Annotated in this window: 19 protein-coding genes; 3 read left to right on the top strand and 16 right to left on the bottom strand. The window is 69.6% G+C overall.

Annotated elements, in window-relative coordinates; all coding sequences use genetic code 11:
- The 11 genes from rpmG to ACK5IN_RS02035 form a co-directional block, all read right to left on the bottom strand.
- A partial coding sequence (gene rpmG / locus ACK5IN_RS02085; RefSeq protein ID WP_416894574.1) for a 50S ribosomal protein L33 occupies nt 1–135 on the bottom strand: 135 nt, incomplete at its 3' end.
- A complete protein-coding gene (gene rpmB / locus ACK5IN_RS02080) occupies nt 135–371 on the bottom strand; it encodes a 50S ribosomal protein L28 (RefSeq protein WP_416894572.1) in 237 nt (78 codons plus the stop codon). The genes rpmG and rpmB, both read right to left, overlap by 1 nt.
- Before the next feature lie 206 nt (nt 372–577).
- Nucleotides 578–1,270 (bottom strand): DNA-3-methyladenine glycosylase, encoded by a 693-nt coding sequence (locus tag ACK5IN_RS02075; RefSeq protein WP_416894571.1) that lies wholly within the window; start codon nt 1,268–1,270, stop codon nt 578–580.
- Between the two features lie 284 nt (nt 1,271–1,554).
- Nucleotides 1,555–1,980, bottom strand: coding sequence for a Fur family transcriptional regulator (locus tag ACK5IN_RS02070; RefSeq protein WP_416894570.1), 426 nt, complete (start codon nt 1,978–1,980; stop codon nt 1,555–1,557).
- A 34-nt stretch (nt 1,981–2,014) separates the two neighbouring features.
- Nucleotides 2,015–2,887, bottom strand: a complete 873-nt coding sequence (locus ACK5IN_RS02065) for a metal ABC transporter permease (RefSeq protein ID WP_416894569.1) — start codon at nt 2,885–2,887, stop codon at nt 2,015–2,017.
- Complete coding sequence (locus ACK5IN_RS02060; protein ID WP_416894568.1) at nt 2,884–3,702, bottom strand: metal ABC transporter ATP-binding protein; 819 nt, start codon at nt 3,700–3,702, stop codon at nt 2,884–2,886. Before ACK5IN_RS02060 ends, ACK5IN_RS02065 begins: the two co-directional genes overlap by 4 nt.
- Nucleotides 3,699–4,616 (bottom strand): metal ABC transporter solute-binding protein, Zn/Mn family, encoded by a 918-nt coding sequence (locus ACK5IN_RS02055; RefSeq protein WP_416894567.1) that lies wholly within the window; start codon nt 4,614–4,616, stop codon nt 3,699–3,701. Before ACK5IN_RS02055 ends, ACK5IN_RS02060 begins: the two co-directional genes overlap by 4 nt.
- Nucleotides 4,617–4,659: 43 nt before the next feature.
- The gene (locus ACK5IN_RS02050) at nt 4,660–5,997 is read right to left on the bottom strand and encodes a dihydrolipoamide acetyltransferase family protein (RefSeq protein WP_416894566.1); all 1,338 of its coding nucleotides are present in this window, start codon (nt 5,995–5,997) and stop codon (nt 4,660–4,662) included.
- Nucleotides 5,998–6,021: 24 nt separating this feature from the next.
- On the bottom strand, nt 6,022–7,014 hold the full coding sequence (locus ACK5IN_RS02045; protein ID WP_416894565.1) for an alpha-ketoacid dehydrogenase subunit beta: 993 nt from the start codon (nt 7,012–7,014) through the stop codon (nt 6,022–6,024).
- Nucleotides 7,011–8,150, bottom strand: a complete 1,140-nt coding sequence (locus ACK5IN_RS02040) for a thiamine pyrophosphate-dependent dehydrogenase E1 component subunit alpha (RefSeq protein WP_416894573.1) — start codon at nt 8,148–8,150, stop codon at nt 7,011–7,013. The genes ACK5IN_RS02045 and ACK5IN_RS02040 overlap by 4 nt, the downstream gene beginning before the upstream one ends.
- A 234-nt stretch (nt 8,151–8,384) precedes the next feature.
- Nucleotides 8,385–9,515, bottom strand: coding sequence for a histidinol-phosphate transaminase (locus ACK5IN_RS02035; RefSeq protein ID WP_416894564.1), 1,131 nt, complete (start codon nt 9,513–9,515; stop codon nt 8,385–8,387).
- Nucleotides 9,516–9,623: 108 nt separating this feature from the next.
- On the opposite strand from ACK5IN_RS02035, the gene ACK5IN_RS02030 reads away from it, so the two are divergent.
- Nucleotides 9,624–10,019, top strand: coding sequence for a phage holin family protein (locus ACK5IN_RS02030; protein ID WP_416894563.1), 396 nt, complete (start codon nt 9,624–9,626; stop codon nt 10,017–10,019).
- Here the strand turns inward: ACK5IN_RS02030 and ACK5IN_RS02025 are convergent.
- Entirely contained in the window at nt 9,988–11,298 is a 1,311-nt protein-coding gene (locus ACK5IN_RS02025; RefSeq protein WP_416894562.1) for a hypothetical protein, read from the bottom strand. The two genes, ACK5IN_RS02030 and ACK5IN_RS02025, sit on opposite strands and share 32 nt — an antisense overlap.
- On the bottom strand, nt 11,295–11,585 hold the full coding sequence (locus ACK5IN_RS02020; protein WP_416894561.1) for a hypothetical protein: 291 nt from the start codon (nt 11,583–11,585) through the stop codon (nt 11,295–11,297). Before ACK5IN_RS02020 ends, ACK5IN_RS02025 begins: the two co-directional genes overlap by 4 nt.
- Nucleotides 11,586–11,716: 131 nt before the next feature.
- Here ACK5IN_RS02020 and purB point away from each other — a divergent pair, with 131 nt between their 5' ends.
- Nucleotides 11,717–13,102 carry an adenylosuccinate lyase gene (gene purB / locus ACK5IN_RS02015; RefSeq protein ID WP_416894560.1) on the top strand — a complete coding sequence of 462 codons (1,386 nt, stop codon included), beginning with the start codon at nt 11,717–11,719 and terminating at the stop codon, nt 13,100–13,102.
- Between the two features lie 149 nt (nt 13,103–13,251).
- Here purB and ACK5IN_RS02010 read toward each other — a convergent pair whose 3' ends face one another.
- Together ACK5IN_RS02010 and ACK5IN_RS02005 are read right to left on the bottom strand one after the other, a co-directional pair.
- Nucleotides 13,252–13,605, bottom strand: a complete 354-nt coding sequence (locus tag ACK5IN_RS02010; protein ID WP_416894559.1) for an amino acid transporter — start codon at nt 13,603–13,605, stop codon at nt 13,252–13,254.
- Nucleotides 13,602–14,279, bottom strand: coding sequence for an acyl-CoA synthetase (locus tag ACK5IN_RS02005; protein WP_416894558.1), 678 nt, complete (start codon nt 14,277–14,279; stop codon nt 13,602–13,604). Before ACK5IN_RS02005 ends, ACK5IN_RS02010 begins: the two co-directional genes overlap by 4 nt.
- Before the next feature lie 103 nt (nt 14,280–14,382).
- On the opposite strand from ACK5IN_RS02005, the gene ACK5IN_RS02000 reads away from it, so the two are divergent.
- On the top strand, nt 14,383–16,737 hold the full coding sequence (locus ACK5IN_RS02000) for an ATP-binding cassette domain-containing protein (RefSeq protein WP_416894557.1): 2,355 nt from the start codon (nt 14,383–14,385) through the stop codon (nt 16,735–16,737).
- Nucleotides 16,738–16,903: 166 nt separating this feature from the next.
- Here the strand turns inward: ACK5IN_RS02000 and ACK5IN_RS01995 are convergent.
- Nucleotides 16,904–17,097, bottom strand: a 194-nt coding sequence (locus ACK5IN_RS01995) for an FAD-linked oxidase C-terminal domain-containing protein (RefSeq protein WP_416894556.1), incomplete at its 5' end; no start/stop codon positions are given.

The following is a 17,097-nucleotide window of genomic DNA, read 5'->3' as shown; positions in this document are numbered from 1 at the left end:
GACGGGGTCGTACTTCTTCAGCACGATGCGGTCGGGGTTGTTGCGGCGGTTCTTGCGCGTCACGTAGGTGTACCCCGTGCCGGCGGTCGACCGCAGCTTGATGATCGGACGAACGTCCTGTGCCTTCTTCGCCATCAGAGCTTCACACCCTTCGCGATGAGGTCCTTCACAACCGACTCGATACCGCGCGCGTCGATCACCTTGATGCCCCGAGTGGAGACGTTGAGGGTGACCTTGCGTCCGAGCGACGGAACGAAGTAGGTCTTCTTCTGCACGTTCGGGTCGAAGCGACGCTTCGTCCGGCGGTGCGAGTGCGAGATGTTGTGACCGAAGCCGGGAACCGCTCCGGTCACCTGGCACACTGCTGCCATAAGTGATTTCTCCTCTGTACCGTGAGACCGGACGGCCTCACCCAAGATCCCTTGTCTGCGCCCCGCACGTCCCTCGACACACTCGGGAAGCGAAGATGGGGCACGAACTACGCGCTGGAGTGCGCGCAGACAAAGAGCTAGTCTAGCATGAAGCTACGCCGCCAGAGCCACACTCTGCTGACCACCGACCGCGACTTCCACCCTGTTCACCGGCCGGCAGCAGCGGCCTCGGCCGCACCGCGGCCCCAGCGGAACGGCGAGACCGTCGTGTCACCAGGGATCCAGAAGCGCCAGGGGAAGGCATCCGTCCCCGCCACGCCGGCCACGCCCACTCGGGGTCCGACAGCGAACGCAGAAAGCGGCTCCTCACGTAGCCACAGACGCGCCAGCGCGCCGGCACGCACAGCACCGTCCACCGCGTCGATTCCATCGTGCCGCGCGTGCCGCAGCCCCACTGCGGCGCCCAGGCGCCCCGGCCCGCGCGCCAGGTCGCGATCGGTGCGGGCGGCCGGCCGGCGGGTGCGCGCAGCATCCCTTCCTTCGACGATCTCGCCCGCCCGCAGCAGCACTCCGCCGGCCTCGCCCGCCGGGCCGCAGACGACGTTCACGCACGAGTGGATGCCATGGCTCAGATACACGTACAGGTGCCCGGGCTCGCTCCACATCGTGGCGTTGCGGGCGGTCGGCCCCATGCGCGCATGCGATCCCGGGTCGGGCACCGGGCCGGTGCCACGGCCGTGGTACGCCTCGACCTCGGTGATGCGCAGCGCGACCGTCTCACCGTCGACCGTGGTGTGCAGGCGCGCCGCCAGCAGCAGCGGGGCGACCTCGAGCGGCAGCGGCAGGAGGTCTGCACGCGTCGCGGGGCGCAGCGCGGGAGGGGTGGATGCTGCGCTCATCGCGACAGCGGTGGCGGGGTCTGGCACCACGACCGGTCGAACCCGGCGAGTGCCGGGACCGACACGCCGCCGTCGATCGGCACGATGTGCGTCTCGACCGTGCCGGGCGACGGCACGAGGTGACCGTCAGCCCATCCTGGGCGCGGGTCGTCAGTTCGGGCATGACGGTGGGCGCGATCACGACGACGGCGAACAGCACGCCGATCACCCGTGCGCCGATGCCGACCAGCATCCATCCTCACGAGGATCGTCCCGTCCGATCGATCAGCGTCCGAGGCGGCGCCTCAGCGGTGCGCATGCTCGCTCACCGGGGCATCGGCCGGCGTGCGGGCGCACGGCGTGCAGACGCCGAAGATGTCGATGACGTGCTCGGCGTCGGTGAAGCCGTGCTGCGCGGCGGTGCGGCGGGCCCAGTGCTCGACGTCGGTCGCTTCGATCTCGACCGTCAGCCCGCACGAGCGGCAGATGAGATGGTGGTGGTGGCCGGGGGTCGCGCAGGCCCGGTACAGCACCTCGCCCTCGGGGCTCTGCAGCGAGTCGGCCTCGCCCTTCGCCGCGAGGCTCGCGAGCGCGCGGTACACCGTGGCCAGGCCGATGCCCGTGTCTTGCTCGCGCAGCGTTGCGTGCAGCGACTGGGCGCTGACGAACCTCCGCGCGTCGGCGAGGGCCTCGCGCACGCGTTCGCGCTGCCAGGTGTTCCGCTGAGCCACGCCACCACCCTACCCACGCGGCCCTGGGTGCGGCCTACGCTGCGCGCACGCTGCGGCTGCGGCTGCGGCTGCGGCGTGAGCCGACCACCCGGCACACGAGGTAGATGAGGAACGAGATCGTCGTGATGTAGGGGCTGACCGGCAGGGTTCCGGCGATGGCGAGCAGGATGCCGCCGACCGCCGAGGCCACGCCGAACACCGCCGCGAGCACCGGAACGCCGACCGGACCGCTCGCGATGCGCATCGCCGCCGCGGCGGGGGTCACGACCAGCGCCATCACCAGCAGCGCGCCGATGATGTGCACGGCGACGGCGACCACGAGTCCGAGCAGCAGCATGAAGCCCAGCGAGATCCACCGAATGGGCACACCGCGGGCGGCGGCGGACTGCGGGTCGAGCGAATCGAACCGCAGCGGCCGCCAGATGAGCAGCAGCGCCACCATCACGACGGCGCCGATGCCGATGAGCCAGCCCAGGTCGCCCGACTGCACCGACACGATCTGCCCGGTGAGCAGGCTGAACCGGTTGGCACTGCGACCGTCGTAGAGAGAGAGGAAGAGGATGCCGAGGCCCAGCCCGAACGGCATGAGCACCCCGATCACGGAGTTGCGGTCGCGCGCGCGCGCCCCGAGCACGCCGATCGCGGCGGCGGCGATGAGCGACCCGACGATCGAGCCCATGACGACGTCGAGGCCGATGAGCAGCGCGAGAGCGGCGCCTGCGAACGACAGCTCACTGATGCCATGCACCGCGAAGGCCATGTCGCGCTGCATGACGAACACGCCGATGAGTCCGCCGACCAGTCCCAGCACGGCGCCCGCCCAGACGGAGTTCGACACGAGGGCGAGGATCGCACCGTAGTCGGCCGCCCCGCCGAACAGGGCGTCGCCGATGTCGCCCCCGTTCATGCGTGCTCGCCATCGTCGTGATGGTGGTGGGACGCCTCGGCGTCGGGCGCGCCGACGACCACGAGGCGGTCGCCGGCCCGCAGCACGAACACCGGTGCGCCGTACAGGTCGGTGAGCACGCGCGAGTTCAGCACCTCGTCGGGTGTGCCGAGCGTGAACCGGCCGCTGGCCAGGTACAGGATGCGGTCGACGAGCCCGAGCACGGGGTTGATGTCGTGGGTGACCAGCAGCACGGCGGCACCCGTCTCGCGGCGGTGGCGGTCGATGAGCCGTACGACGGCCTGCTGGTTCGCGAGGTCGAGGCTCGTGAGCGGCTCGTCGCACAGCAGCAGCCGGGGATCGTCGGCGAGCGCCTGCCCAGCGCGCAGCCGCTGTTGCTCCCCGCCCGACAGCTGCCCCACCGGCCGGTCGGCGAACGCCTCCGCCCCGACCGCAGCCACGAGCTCATCGACGCGGGCGCGATCGCCACGTCGGTAGAACGGCAGCCCGAACCGGTGGCCGTCCACCCCGAGCGCGACGAGGTCGCGGCCGCGCAGGGCCGTGTCGGGCGGCAGCGGGCGCTGCTGCGGGATGTACCCGATGCCGCGGTTGCCGGGGCGCCGCACGGGCTCGCCGAGCGCGGTGATCTGACCCGCGCTGAGGCGATCGAGCCCGAGGATCGCACGCAGCAGCGTCGTCTTGCCCGACCCGCTCGGCCCCAGCACGGCAACAAGCTCGCCGGGTGCCGCGGTCAAGGTGAGCCCGCTCCACAGCTCACGGCCGCGGCGGTGCAGCGCAGCATCCCGGATCTCGAGCGGGGCGACCGCCTCGCTCACTCCGCCACCGCGTCGGCGAGCGCCTCGACGTTCGACTGCATCCACGAGAGATACGTCTGGCCCTCCGGCAGGGTCTCTGTGAACTCCAGCACCGCAACCCCCTGTGCCTCGGCCACCCTCAGCACCTGCGTCGTCTCGGCCCCCCCGGCCTGCGCGTTCGCGATCACGATCCCCACCTCACCGGTCTCGATGAGCCTCATCGCCTGGAGGAGCGTCGCGGGAGCGACATCCTGCCCCTCCTCGACGGCCTGGCTGAACGTCGGCGGTGTGACGTTGTGCATTCCTGCCGCCTCGACGAGGGAGACCGACACGGGCTCGGTCACGAACACGTCGACGCCGTCGTGCTGCACGGCGATGTCGGCGAGCGCCGCTTCGAGCCGGGCGATGCCGTCGCTGAAGGCCTGCAGGTTCGCGGCGAACGCGTCGGCACCCGACGGGTCGAGGGCGGTCAGTGCGTCGGCGATGGCCTGGGCGAGGTGCCCCATGGTGTACGGGTCGTACCAGACGTGCTCGTTGAAGCCTTCGATGTGGTCGTGACCTTCGTTCTCGGGCCAGTCGTGCGAGGATTCCGCCGCCGTGAGCACGGGCGCGGTCGTGCCGCTCGCGTCGATGAGTCGCACCATGAACGCGTCGTACCCACCGCCGTTCTCGATCACGAGGTCGGCACGGCTCACCGTCAGCTGGTCGCGCGCACTCGCCTCGAACGAGTGCGGGTCCTGGCTGGCACTGGTCACGATCGAGCCGACCTCGACGGCATCGCCGCCGATCGCCTCGGCGATCTGCCCATACACGCTCGTCGAGGCGACCACGGTGATCTTCCCGTCATCGGGCGCATCGGCGCCGCCTCCAGCGCAGCCGGCCATGAGAAGAGTGGATGCGGCGATGCCCGCGATGACTGCCCCTGCACGTTTCACGGGCTCACTCTACCCGCTAATGAGAACCGTTCTCGATACGGCTCTAGTCGAGGAGGAGGGCGGGCTCTTCGAGGATCGATGCCACGTCGGCGACGAAGCGGCTCATGCCATCGCCGTCGACCACGCGATGGTCGAACGACCCGGCCACGGTCGTGACCCAGCGGGGGCGCACCTCACCGTCGACGACCCACGGCTTCTGCCGGATCGTGCCGAGTGCGATGATCCCCGCCTCTCCCGGGTTGATGATCGGGGTGCCGGCATCCATGCCGAACACCCCGATGTTCGTGACGGTGATCGTGCCGCCCTGCTGGTCGGCGGGGGTCGTCTTCCCCTCGCGGGCCGTGAGGGTGAGCTTTTCGAGCGCCTGGGCGAGCTCGCGCATGCTGAGGTTCTGCGCGTCCTTGATGTTCGGCACGAGCAGGCCCCGCGGGGTGGCCGCGGCGATGCCGAGGTTGACGAAGTGCCGCACCCGGATCTCGTCTCCGTCGCTGCCGTTCGACCCGTTCGACTGGTCGATCCACGCAGCGTTGACCATCGGCGTGCGGCGCACGGCCCAGATCACCGCACGCGCCATGATCAGCAGCGGCGACACCTTCACATCGGCGAAGTCGGGCGACGACTTCAGCCGCTTGACAAGCTCCATCGTGCGGGTCGCGTCGACGTCGGTCCACACCGACACGTGCGGGGCGGTGTAGGCCGAGCGGACCATGCCCGATGCGACAGCCTTGCGCACACCCTTGACAGGGATCGTCTCCTCGCGCCCCGCGGCGTCGACCATCGGCGCGGACACGCGGATACGCTCCTCGCGCACGGCCGACCACTCCGGGGTCTCGATGTTGCGGAAGACGCTGGCCTGCGACGCGTGCGCAAGCACGTCGTCGCGCGTGACCTCGCCGGCCGGGCCCGAGGGGGTGACGTCGACGAGATCGACGTCGAGGTCGCGGGCGAGTTTGCGTATCGGGGGCTTGGCGACGACGCCGATCGACCCGCGCACCACCCGCTCGGGCTCGGCCGGCTTGCGCCGCCGCGACTTCACCGCTCCCCCGGTGCCGTAGCCGACGAGCACGGCCCCGCCCTCTTCTGCTTCCACCGCAGAGGGCGCGCCGTGCGCACTCTGGCCGACCGAGGCATCCACTCCCGCAGCAGCCGTGAGTGCAATGATCGGCGCACCCACATTCACGGTCGCGCCTTCGGCGACGAGCAGCTCGCTGACGACGCCGGCGAACGGCGAGGGCAGCTCGACGAGCGACTTGGCCGTCTCGATCTCGACGACGACATCGTTGACGGCAACCTGGTCGCCGGGGGCGACCCGCCATGACACGATCTCGGCCTCGGTAAGCCCTTCACCGACATCGGGAAGGAGGAAGGTCTGCGTGCTCATGCGAGCTCCAATCAGTACGCCGGCTCAATAGGCGAGCACCCGGTCGACGGCTTCGAGGATGCGGTCGGGATCGGGCAGGTACACGCCCTCGAGCTTGGCCGGAGGGAAGGGCGTGTCGAAGCCCGACACGCGCAGCACCGGGGCCTCGAGCGCGTAGAAGGCCTTCTCCATCACGGTGGCCGCGACTTCCGACCCGAGCGAGGTGAACACCGGGGCCTCCTGCGCGTAGACCATGCGCCCGGTGCGGCGCACCGAGTCGAGAATCGGCTCGAAGTCCACGGGCGACAGCGAGCGCAGGTCGATGACCTCGCACGAGGTGCCCTCTGCCTCGGCGAGGGCGGCCGCCTGCAGCAGAGTGGTGACCATGGCACCGTGGCCGACGAGCGTGACGTCGGTGCCCCGGCGTACGACGCGCGACGCATGCAGAGCCAGTGCGCGCTCGGTCGTGTCCACGTCACCCTTCGCCCAGTACTTCGCCTTCGGTTCGAGGAAGATCACCGGGTCGGGCGAGGCGATGGCGTCCTGGATCATCCAGTACGCGTCATTCGGCGTCGACGGCGAGACGACCCGCAGTCCCGGGGTGTGCGTGAAGTACGCCTCCGGGCTCTCCTGGTGGTGTTCGACAGCACCGATGTGCCCGCCGTAGGGGATGCGGATGACGACGGGCACCTGCAGCGCCCCTTCGTGGCGGTTGGTCATCTTCGCCAGCTGGGTGGTGATCTGGTCGAACCCGGGGAACACGAAGCCGTCGAACTGGATCTCGCAGACCGGCCGGAATCCGCCCATCGCGAGTCCGATCGCGGTGCCGATGATGCCCGATTCCGCCAGCGGCGTGTCGAGCACGCGCTGTGGCCCGAACTCGGCGTGCAGGCCCTCGGTTACCCGGAACACGCCGCCCAGCGGCCCGATGTCCTCCCCCATGAGCAGAACGCGGTCGTTCTCAGCCATGGCCCGGCGGAGTCCCGCGTTGAGCGCACGGGCGAAGGGAAGACTGGATGCTGCCTCCGCGGCGCTCATGCGGGGTCCTCCTCGAACGAGGCCTCATAGTCAGCGAGCCAGCGCCCCTCCTCGTTCATCAGTGCATGCGCTTCGGCGTATACATGGTCGAACATGAGGTCGCGGGAGATGTCGCCCAGCGCGTTCGTACGCTCCCGGGTGTCGTCTGCAACCGCGTGCGCTTCGGCATCCACGTCGGCGAAGAACTCCCCCGACGCCCCTCGCCGTTCGAGGTACGCGCGCATGCGCGCGATCGGGTCGCGCTGCGCCCAGGCATCTTCCTCCACAGAGGTGCGGTACTTCGTCGGATCGTCGCTGGTGGTGTGTGCGCCCATGCGGTAGGTGACGGCCTCGATCGCTCGCGGTCCGTCGCACGCGCGGGCTTCGTCGAGCGCCTTCCGGGTGACCGCCCAGCTGGCGAGCACGTCGTTGCCGTCGACCTGGAGGCTCGGGATGCCGTAGCCCTCGCCGCGCCGGTAGAGCGGTGCGCGAGCTTGTGTCGCGACGGGCACCGAGATGGCCCACTGGTTGTTCTGCAGGAAGAACACCTCGGGCGTCTGGTAGCTCGCGGCGAACACCATGGCCTCGTGCACGTCGCCCTGGCTGGAGGCTCCGTCGCCGTAGTAGACGATGACGGCCTCATCGCGCTCGGCATCGCCGGTGCCGCTCTTGCCGTCGAAGCGCAGCCCCATCGCAAGCCCGGTGGCGTGCAGAGTCTGCGAGCCGAGCACGAGCGTATAGATGTGCGTGTTACCGTTCTTCGGGTCGTATGGGTTCCAGCCGCCGTGCGTCATTCCCCGCATGACGCGGATGATGTCGATCGGGTCGACTCCGCGTATGCGGCAGACGGCATGTTCGCGGTACGAGGGGAAGATGTGGTCCTGCGCGCGGGCGGCGTGCGCGGAGCCGACCTGCGCCGCCTCCTGCCCGAGACTCGGCGGCCAGAGGGCGAGCTGCCCCTGCCGCTGCAGGTTCGTGGCCTGCTGGTCGAACGCGCGGATGACGACCATGTCGCGATAGAACTGCTCGAGGTCGGCATCTGAGAGCGCCTCGACCGCGGCGACGTACGGTTCGGCGGCGGGCGTCGGGGCGAGACTTCCGTCGGCCGCGAGAACGCGAACCAGTGCGGGATCGTCCGGCGGGAGGGCGTCGTCGATCGGAGTCACCGTTCTACGGTAGCCGCCGATGCCGGTGCTCCTTTGGAAGGGTTTCAACAACGGATACCGCGACGCATAGGACCTTCTCCACAGCTTCTGCCGTTCAGTGCTGCCAGAGGGCCGTGATCGGGAGCACGTGCAGTCACCGCGTCGACCTCAAGACCGTCCTGCTGCGCACCCGCAGCCGGAGCCGTTCGCCCGGGCCGACCCGGTCCATCCGATTCCCTCAGCCGACTATTCCGCCGAACTGGCGGCGCGGCGCACCAGCCGCCGCCCCGCATGCTCCTGCGGGAGGGTGTCGATGACGGATGCCGCAGCGCGGAGGACCTTCTCCACAGCCTCTTCCTCACCGACGGAGATGCGGATGCCGTCTCCCGCGAAGGGCCGCACGATGAGTCCCACCGCATCGAATGCCTCCGCGGCTGCCATCGTCTCCGCCCCGGCGGGCAACCATACGAAGTTGCCCTGGGCCTCCGGTATCGCCCAGCCCACGTCGCGCAGAGCAGCGGCGAGCCGGTCGCGCCGCTCGCCGATGACCTCCACCCGCTCGAGAAGCTCGGGCTCTGCCTCGAGGCTCGCCAGCGCCGCTTCTTCGGCCTGCGCGGTGACCGAGAGAGGAATCGCGGTGGTGCGGGCGGCGTCGAGGATGCGGTGGTGCCCGATGGCGTAGCCCACGCGCAGCCCGGCGAGTCCGAAAGCCTTCGAGAACGTCCGCAGTGCCACGACGTTGTCCCGGCCGTCGGTTCCGAGAACCGTCATTCCGTCGACGGCATGCGGGTCGGTGACGAACTCGGCGTAGGCCTCGTCGAGGATGACGAGCACGTCGCCGGGCACCGCAGCGATGAACGCGTCGAACTCGTTCCGCGTGACGATCGGCCCGGTGGGGTTGTTGGGGCTGCACACGATGATCGCACGCGTCCGACCCGTGACGGCCGCAGCCATCGCCGGCAGGTCATGCCGGGCGTCCGCGGTAAGCGGCACCTCGACGGGTGTCGCACCGGCGACCAGGGCGAGCCCAGGGTATGCCTCGAACGAGCGCCAGGCGTAGACGACCTCGTCGCCCGGTCCGCACACAGCGAGCAGCAGCTGCGCGAGAATCGACACGCTCCCCGCGCCCACGTGCACACCGTCGGCGTCCACCCCGAAGCGTGCCGCGAGGGCCTCACGCAGGCGAGTAGCCGCAGCATCCGGGTATCTGTTGACGTCCACCCGCGCCCGCAGCTTCTCGACCACCCCCGACAGCGGGTCGAACGGGTTCTCATTGCTCGAAAGCTTGAAGGCGTCGGTACCCGCCTGCTTGCCCTGCCGGTACGGCGGAAGGGCGGCGATCTCGGGGCGCACGCGCACGGGAATGTCGCTGGTCACGCACCCCACTCTAGAAGCGAGTGGATGCCGGCAGTGCTGAAGAGCTGGCTGAGTCGCTGCGAACCCACCTCGCACCTGCCTGAACGCACGTGCAAGACTGAGCGCACTATGGGATTCCTCATCCGAATCGTCGTCAACGCGTTCGCCATCTGGGTCGTGACGCTGATCCCCGCGCTGCACGTCTCGGTCATTGCGTTTCCCTCCGGCGAGACGCTGCAGCTGGTGCTGACACTGCTGCTCGTGGCGCTCATCTTCGCGCTGGTGAACACGATCATCGGCACAGTGATCAAGATCATCGCGTTCCCGATCTACATCCTGACCCTCGGCCTCATCTCGCTGGTGATCAACGGGTTCCTGCTGTGGCTGACGGCGTGGCTGACCAGCTGGTGGGAGTGGGGCCTGCGGGTCGAGTTCTTCTGGTGGGGTGTCGTCGCGGCTCTCATCATCACGCTCATCAACTGGATCTTCGGCATCATCCTGCGCCCGCAGCGTGGGCGTCGCTGACGATCACCGGCCGTTCGGCGGAATACTCCGTCGCCGCCACAGCCGTAGCCTCACCCAGATGCGCGAACCGCGCTTGCACCGTGTCGATGCGCGGATCCGCAGAGGCGTCGGCGAGCGCCGCCGTGTGCGCATAGGCGTCGAGACCGTGGGCGGGCAGCTTCAGGTCGCCGATACGGGCGACCGGGTCGGCGACCCGCTCGACGATGATGCTGTCGGGCGACCCCACCCCGCTCGCCGACCCGCCGTCGGCGAGCGTCGACACGACATCGTCGGTGTGACGCAGTTCGACAGACAGAGTGGATGCCGGCAGCTCGGCCTGCACGGGACTGCCCGCAGAGACCACGGTCTGCACGTCGTATTCGCCGGCGATGGCGACGTAGGCGTTGACCATGGCCCCCTGGGAATGACCTGCCGTGTGCACGACGTCGCCCGGCTGGGCACCGGACTGGGTGAGCGCGTCGCGCACCGCGTCGTACGACGCCGACCGTTCGCCCGAGTACAGCTGCGTGTTCGACTCCATATCGAACGCGCTGCCCGCACCGGTGCCCGCCGTGTACACGACGTACTCGTTCGTGCCATCGGGCATCGTGTACTGCTCGACGCGCACGGCAGCGTTCTGCGGGATGCGGTTGGTCATCTCGGCGAGCGAGGCGACCGGGGTCACCCGTGCGGCGGTGTGCTGGACGACCGGCGTCACGGTGACCACCTGGGCGGGTCCGGCGACCGGCCTCGACGCTGGGATGTGGCCGAGTCCAACCCCGCGCACGATGGACGACATCGCGTACGCCGATCCGCCGGCGAGCCACGCTGCTCCGGGGCCGATCAGCCAGCCGAGCCGAGCGGTCTGACCGATGAACTCCCACGGGGCGCGCAGGTCGTAGCCGAGCTGGTTCATGCTGGCGGCGAACCCCGCGCTGTCGCTGAGCTGGGCGAGCCGCGCGTCGATGGCGGCGAGCTGCGCTTCATCGGTGAGCGTGGCGCGGCGGGCGGCGAGCTCGGCGTGCTCGTACACATCGGCGGCGTGGCACAGGTCGTCGACGACCCCGGCGGCGGCGGCATCCACCCGCTCGACGGCATCGACCAGCGCGTACGTGTCGCGCGCCCACCCGCGGCGCAGCACGGCATCGACCTCGCCGAACGCCCAGGCCGCCTGGCGCCCAGCCGTCGCGGCGGCGGCGAACCGGTCGTGCAACGTGCCGAGCACGGCAGCGGCCTCGCGCAGCGACGTGCTGTCGACGGCGACGACCGCGCCATGGCGGATCTCGATGTCGTCGCTCACGGCTGACCGCCCTCGAGCGAGGCGATCACGACCCGCGCACCACGCGCGGTGCTCGCCGTGTCGGCGACGCGCTCACGCAGCCGCGCGACATCGTCGCGCACCCGCATCAGGTCGTCGTGGAACGCGTCGGCCGCGCGGGACTGCCAGTCGGTGGCTCGGGCCCCCACGTCGAGCAGGGGGAGTGCGGCGTCGAGTTCGGCGCGCAGTTCTTCGAGGCGGTGCAGGGCGATGCCCGCGGCGGTCTGGGCCCAGGCGAGATTCGGGTTGGCGAGGGTCGTGGCGAGCATCCCGTCAGCATGGCGCGGGCCGCCGGCATCCCCTCGTCTGTTCTGCCGGTCCGTGGGCAACTCACCCGCGATCCCGCCCTGTGGAGGAGCAGACCGGCGGGAATCACGCGGCTTCTCTAGGATTGGGGACTGTGACCGCTCTGCCTCCGCAGCCCCTCAGCCCCCTCGACGGCCGCTACCGCACCGCCGTCGCCCCGCTCGCCGACACCCTGTCGGAGGCGGGTCTGAACCGCGCCCGCGTCGAGGTCGAAGTCGAATGGCTGATCGCCCTCACCGACCGGTCGCTGTTCGGCACGTCGCCGCTCGACCAGGCCGACAAAGACCGGCTGCGCGCCCTGTACCTCGACTTCGGGCAGGCCGAGATCGACTGGCTCGCCGAGCGCGAGGCCGTCACCCGCCACGACGTGAAGGCCGTCGAGTACCTCGTGCGCGACCGGCTCGACGCGCTCGGGCTCTCACGACTCGCCGAGCTGACCCACTTCGCGTGCACGAGCGAAGACGTCAACTCGGTCGCGTACGCGCTGACGGTCAAGCGTGCGGTGATGGATGTCTGGCTGCCCGCGCTGCGCGAGGTCATCGCACGGCTCGACGAGCTCGCGCAGGCGCACCGCGACGCGCCGATGCTCGCCCGCACGCACGGCCAGCCGGCGACGCCGACGACGATGGGCAAGGAGCTCGCCGTGTTCGCGTGGCGGCTGCGCCGCGTGGAGCGGCAGGCTGCGGCATCCGAGTTCCTCGCCAAATTCTCGGGCGCGACCGGCACCTGGTCTGCGCACCTGGCCGCCGACCCGGATGCCGACTGGCCCGAGATCGCACGGGCGTTCGTCGAGTCGCTGGGCCTGGGCTTCAATCGCCTGACGACGCAGATCGAATCGCACGACTGGCAGGTCGAGCTGTACGACCGTGCCCGGCATGCCGGCGGCATCCTGCACAATCTTGCGACGGATGTCTGGACCTACATCTCGCTCGGATACTTCTCGCAGATCCCCGTCGCCGGGGCGACCGGCTCGTCGACCATGCCGCACAAGATCAACCCGATCCGGTTCGAGAACGCCGAGGCGAACCTCGAGATCGCCGGCGGCCTGTTCGCCACGCTGTCGCAGACGCTCGTGACCTCGCGGCTGCAGCGCGACCTGACCGACTCGACCACGCAGCGCAACATCGGCGTGGCGTTCGGGCACTCGCTGCTCGCGCTCGACAACCTGCGCCGCGGGCTGGGTGAGATCGCACTCGCTCAGGACGTGCTGGATGCCGACCTCGACACGAACTGGGAGGTGCTGGGCGAGGCGATCCAGACGGTGGTGCGCGCCGAGATCACCGCAGGGCGCTCGTCGATCTCAGACCCTTACGCGCTGCTGAAGGAGCTGACCCGCGGGCGTCGTGTGGGGGCGGTCGAACTGGCGGAGTTCATCCGCGGCCTCGACATCGGCGATGCAGCGCGCGAGCGCCTGCTGGCACTGACCCCGGCCGGATACACCGGCCTCGCCGCGCACCTGGTCGCCTCCTCGGACACGTAGCATCCACCCCACCCCGCTGCCCCCTCACCTCACCGCCTCTCCACCTCACCCCGCCTCTCCGAAAACTCCTGTTCTCGCGCACGCAGGAAGTCAGCGCTCCGCAACGTCCTGCGTGCGCAGGATCAGGAGTTTTCGCGCACGGGAGGGCGTTACGGCTTCGGGTCGTCCTCGGGTGCAGCAGGGGCGGCAGGGGGGGCGGGTGCGGCAGGGGGAGCGGCATCCGTCTCGGGGGGCAGCAGCACGGGGCGGTCGATCGTCTTGGCGACCTGCGCCGGGTCGACGGCGAGTATCAGCAGCGCCATCACCACGAGCACGACGATGAACGTGATGCCCGCGACGATCCCTGCGATCACGAGCGCGTGCTCGCGCTGACCCTCGAAGCGAGACTGGAAGACGCCCATCGACACGGCCGTGACGACACCGGCGAACACCGCGGCGATGAAGGCCAGCCCCAGCAGCTGGACCGGGCGCATGAGCTGGCGCCGGGTGGGCTTGTCGGTCATGCGGACTCCTCTTCGGGGATGGATACCTCACGCTGCGGGGTGAACGCGGCGATGCCCAGGTACACCGCGACGATCGCGGCGTAGCCGCCGAACAGTCCGACGGCGACGACGATCCCGGTGAGGGCGAACCACTGGCCGGCATCGTCGATGAAGTAGTCGTAGCTGAGATCGGGCGAGACGAGTCCGATCGCCATGGCCAGCACCACGGTCAGCACACCGACGGTGGTGCCGTCGCGTGCTTCGGACCGACGCTGCGGGTCGACGATCCCGGCCTCGCGCATGCGCAGCCGGTCGCGCCCGGCGCCGACGATCTCGACGATGCCGGTCACGGCGGCCCACGTGATGACGACGGCGAAGAACACGGGTGTCGTGTGCAGGGCCGGCACGATGGCCACGAGGCCGGCGACCAGGGTGATCGCCGCGTTCGTGATCCACGACCAACGGCGCCCGCCCGGGTAGGTCAGCGCGGCGGCAACCGCCAGCACGGCGGCCGTGACGATCGCGAACCCGGCGAACACGAACAGGCCGTAGCCCGCCGAGTGGTCGGGTGAGAAGGTGATCACCAGTGCCGCGACGAGCGCGATGATCGCGCGGGCGAGCTGGATGTTCCGCACGCGGACGCGGGGCACGGGCGACGCCGGGGCACCGGTCAGGGGCGAGGATGTCTCAGGCACGGCCAATCCTGGTTAGGCGACAGGGGTGTTCCCAGTCTAGTTCGCCCCCGGTGCGGCGGTTTCGGAGGAGCATCCGTCGGTCCCTCGCCCTACTCTGTGACGCATGACTTCTGCGCATATCGCCGATTCGCACGCCACCATCAAGGTCACCGGGGCCCGCGAGAACAACCTCAAGGATGTGACGCTCGAGATCCCCAAGCGCCGGCTCACCGTGTTCACCGGGGTGAGCGGCTCGGGCAAGTCGTCGCTGGTGTTCGCCACGATCGCAAACGAGTCGCGGCGGCTGATCAACGAGACGTACCCGACCTTCGTCCAGCAGTTCATGGGGCAGCTCACGCGACCCGATGTCGACGCACTCGAGAACGTGAGCCCCGCGATCGTCGTCGATCAGGAGCGGATGGGCGCCAATGTGCGCTCCACGGTCGGCACGGCCACCGACGTGCATGCCATGCTGCGGCTGCTGTTCAGCCGCCTCGGCCAGCCGCACGTGGGGTCGCCGCAGGCGTTCTCGTTCAACGTGCCGTCGGTGTCCGGCGCCGGCGCGGTCACGTTCGAGAAGAGCGGCACCAGAGTCAAGCAGCGGCGCTCATTCGAGATCACCGGTGGCATGTGTCCGCAGTGCGAGGGGCTCGGTGAGGCGAGCGATGTCGATCTCGACGAGCTGTTCGATCGCACCAAGTCGCTCAACGACGGGGCCATCACGATCCCGGGGTACAGCGTCGGCGGCTGGATGGTGAAGGGGTTCAGCGAGTCGGGACTGCTCGACGCCGACAAGCCGATCGCCGACTACACCGAGCAGGAGCGGAACGACTTCCTCTACAAGGAGCCGACCAAGATCAAGATGTCGGGCATCAACATGACCTACGAGGGTCTGGTGCCGAAGATCACGAAGTCGATGCTGCAGAAAGACAGGGATGCCCTGCAGCCGCACATTCGCGCGTTCGTCGAGCGCGCCGTGAAGTTCATGCCCTGCCCGGCATGCGACGGGACCCGCCTCAACGACGGGGCGCGGTCGTCGAAGATCGGCGGAGTGAGCATCGCGGATGCCGCAGCCATGCAGGTCACCGATCTCGCCGCGTGGCTCGACACCGTCGACGACCCCTCGGTGGCGCCGCTGATGCGGGGGCTGCGCGAGGCGGTGGGCTCGTTCCTCGACATCGGGCTCGGCTACCTCTCGCTCGACCGTGCCTCGGGCACGCTGTCCGGCGGCGAGGCGCAGCGGCTCAAGATGATCCGGCACCTGGGGTCGTCGCTCACCGACATCACGTACGTGTTCGACGAGCCGACCGCGGGACTGCACCCGCACGACATCCAGCGCATGAACGAACTGCTGCAGCTGCTGCGCGACAAGGGCAACACGGTGCTCGTCGTCGAGCACAAGCCCGAGGTCATCGCGATCGCCGAGCACGTGGTCGACCTGGGGCCGGGCGCCGGCCGCGCAGGCGGCGAGATCATGTTCGAGGGGGATGTCGCGGGCCTGCGCGCGAGCGACACAGTCACCGGCCGCTTCTTCGACCATCGCGTGCAGCTCAAGGAGTCGGTGCGGTCGCCCCAGGGGGCACTCGAGATCCGCGGCGCGTCGCAGCACAACCTCGTCGACGTCGATGTCGATGTGCCGCTCGGCATTCTGACCGTCGTCACCGGGGTGGCCGGGTCGGGCAAGTCGTCGCTCATCCACGGCAACGTGCCCGCGTTCGACGACATCGTGGTCGTCGACCAGTCGCCGATCAAGGGCAACCGGAGGTCGAGTCCGGCGACCTACACCGGCATCCTCGACACGATCCGAAAGGAGTTCGCGAAGGCGAACGGCGTGAAGCCGACCCTGTTCAGCGCGAACTCCGAGGGCGCATGCCCGGCGTGCAAGGGGCTGGGCGTCATCATCACGAACCTCGGCTTCACCCAGACCGTCGAGACCCTGTGCGAGCTGTGCGACGGATCGGGCTTCAGCGACGAGGTGCTCGGATACACCCTCGACGGCAAGAACATCGCCGAAGTGCTCGCGATGTCGGCGGCGGAGGCATCCGACTTCTTCCCCACCGGCGCCGCGCACACGACGCTCGTGCGCATGGTCGATGTGGGACTGGGCTATCTGACGCTCGGGCAGGCGCTCAACACTCTGTCGGGCGGCGAGCGGCAACGCGTGAAGCTCGCCATCTCGATGGCGAAGAAGGGCGCGGTCTACGTGCTCGACGAGCCGACCACCGGGTTGCACCTGGCCGATGTCGACAACCTGCTGGCTCTGCTGGACCGACTGGTCGACGCCGGCAACTCGGTGATCGTCATCGAGCACCACCAGGCCGTCATGGCCCACGCCGACTGGATCATCGACCTCGGCCCCGGCGCGGGCCACGACGGCGGGCGGGTCGTCTTCGAGGGCACGCCCAGCGACCTCGTCACGGCGCGCTCGACTCTGACCGGTGAGCACCTGGCAGATTATGTGGGTCGTCCGCGACACTGAGGCAGTGAGCGCGCAACCGCGCGTGCCGCTCTGGTGGTTCATCCGCACTGCGCGGGTCGTGCACCGGAGCCGAGCGTGGTCGCGACCGGTTTCAGGGCAGTGTCGGCGACGTCTGCCTTCACCTCGATATCGAGCAGGATCACCCGGCGTACCGCCAGGGCACGGTTCAGAGACCGGCGCCGGGGTTCAGGATGCCCTGCGGGTCGAGCGCCCGCTTGATGCGCTGGTTGAGCTCGAGCACATCCTCGCCGAGGTAGTCGCCGAGCCACGGGCGCTTCAGGCGCCCCACACCGTGTTCGCCGGTGATCGTGCCGCCGAGCTCGATCGCGAGGTGCATGATCTCGCCGTAGGCGGCGTCCG

Origin of the sequence: Microbacterium sp., assembly GCF_047971895.1 — a bacterium.
In the GTDB taxonomy this organism is placed as follows: domain Bacteria; phylum Actinomycetota; class Actinomycetes; order Actinomycetales; family Microbacteriaceae; genus Microbacterium.
The sequence above is the reverse complement of the archived record's forward strand: the minus strand, read 5'-3'. Positions and strand labels throughout refer to the sequence as shown.

Bases quoted from the DNA above. Each gene is read 5' to 3' on its own strand.
- ACK5IN_RS02030 (WP_416894563.1), top strand. From the start codon at position 9,624: ATGGGATTCCTCATCCGAATCGTCGTCAACGCGTTCGCCATCTGGGTC.
- ACK5IN_RS02010 (WP_416894559.1), bottom strand. From the start codon at position 13,605: ATGACCGACAAGCCCACCCGGCGCCAGCTCATGCGCCCGGTCCAGCTG.
- ACK5IN_RS02000 (WP_416894557.1), top strand. From the start codon at position 14,383: ATGACTTCTGCGCATATCGCCGATTCGCACGCCACCATCAAGGTCACC.
- ACK5IN_RS02045 (WP_416894565.1), bottom strand. From the start codon at position 7,014: ATGAGCGCCGCGGAGGCAGCATCCAGTCTTCCCTTCGCCCGTGCGCTC.
- ACK5IN_RS02020 (WP_416894561.1), bottom strand. From the start codon at position 11,585: ATGCTCGCCACGACCCTCGCCAACCCGAATCTCGCCTGGGCCCAGACC.
- rpmB (WP_416894572.1), bottom strand. From the start codon at position 371: ATGGCAGCAGTGTGCCAGGTGACCGGAGCGGTTCCCGGCTTCGGTCAC.
- ACK5IN_RS02065 (WP_416894569.1), bottom strand. From the start codon at position 2,887: ATGAACGGGGGCGACATCGGCGACGCCCTGTTCGGCGGGGCGGCCGAC.
- ACK5IN_RS02050 (WP_416894566.1), bottom strand. From the start codon at position 5,997: ATGAGCACGCAGACCTTCCTCCTTCCCGATGTCGGTGAAGGGCTTACC.
- ACK5IN_RS02075 (WP_416894571.1), bottom strand. From the start codon at position 1,270: ATGAGCGCAGCATCCACCCCTCCCGCGCTGCGCCCCGCGACGCGTGCA.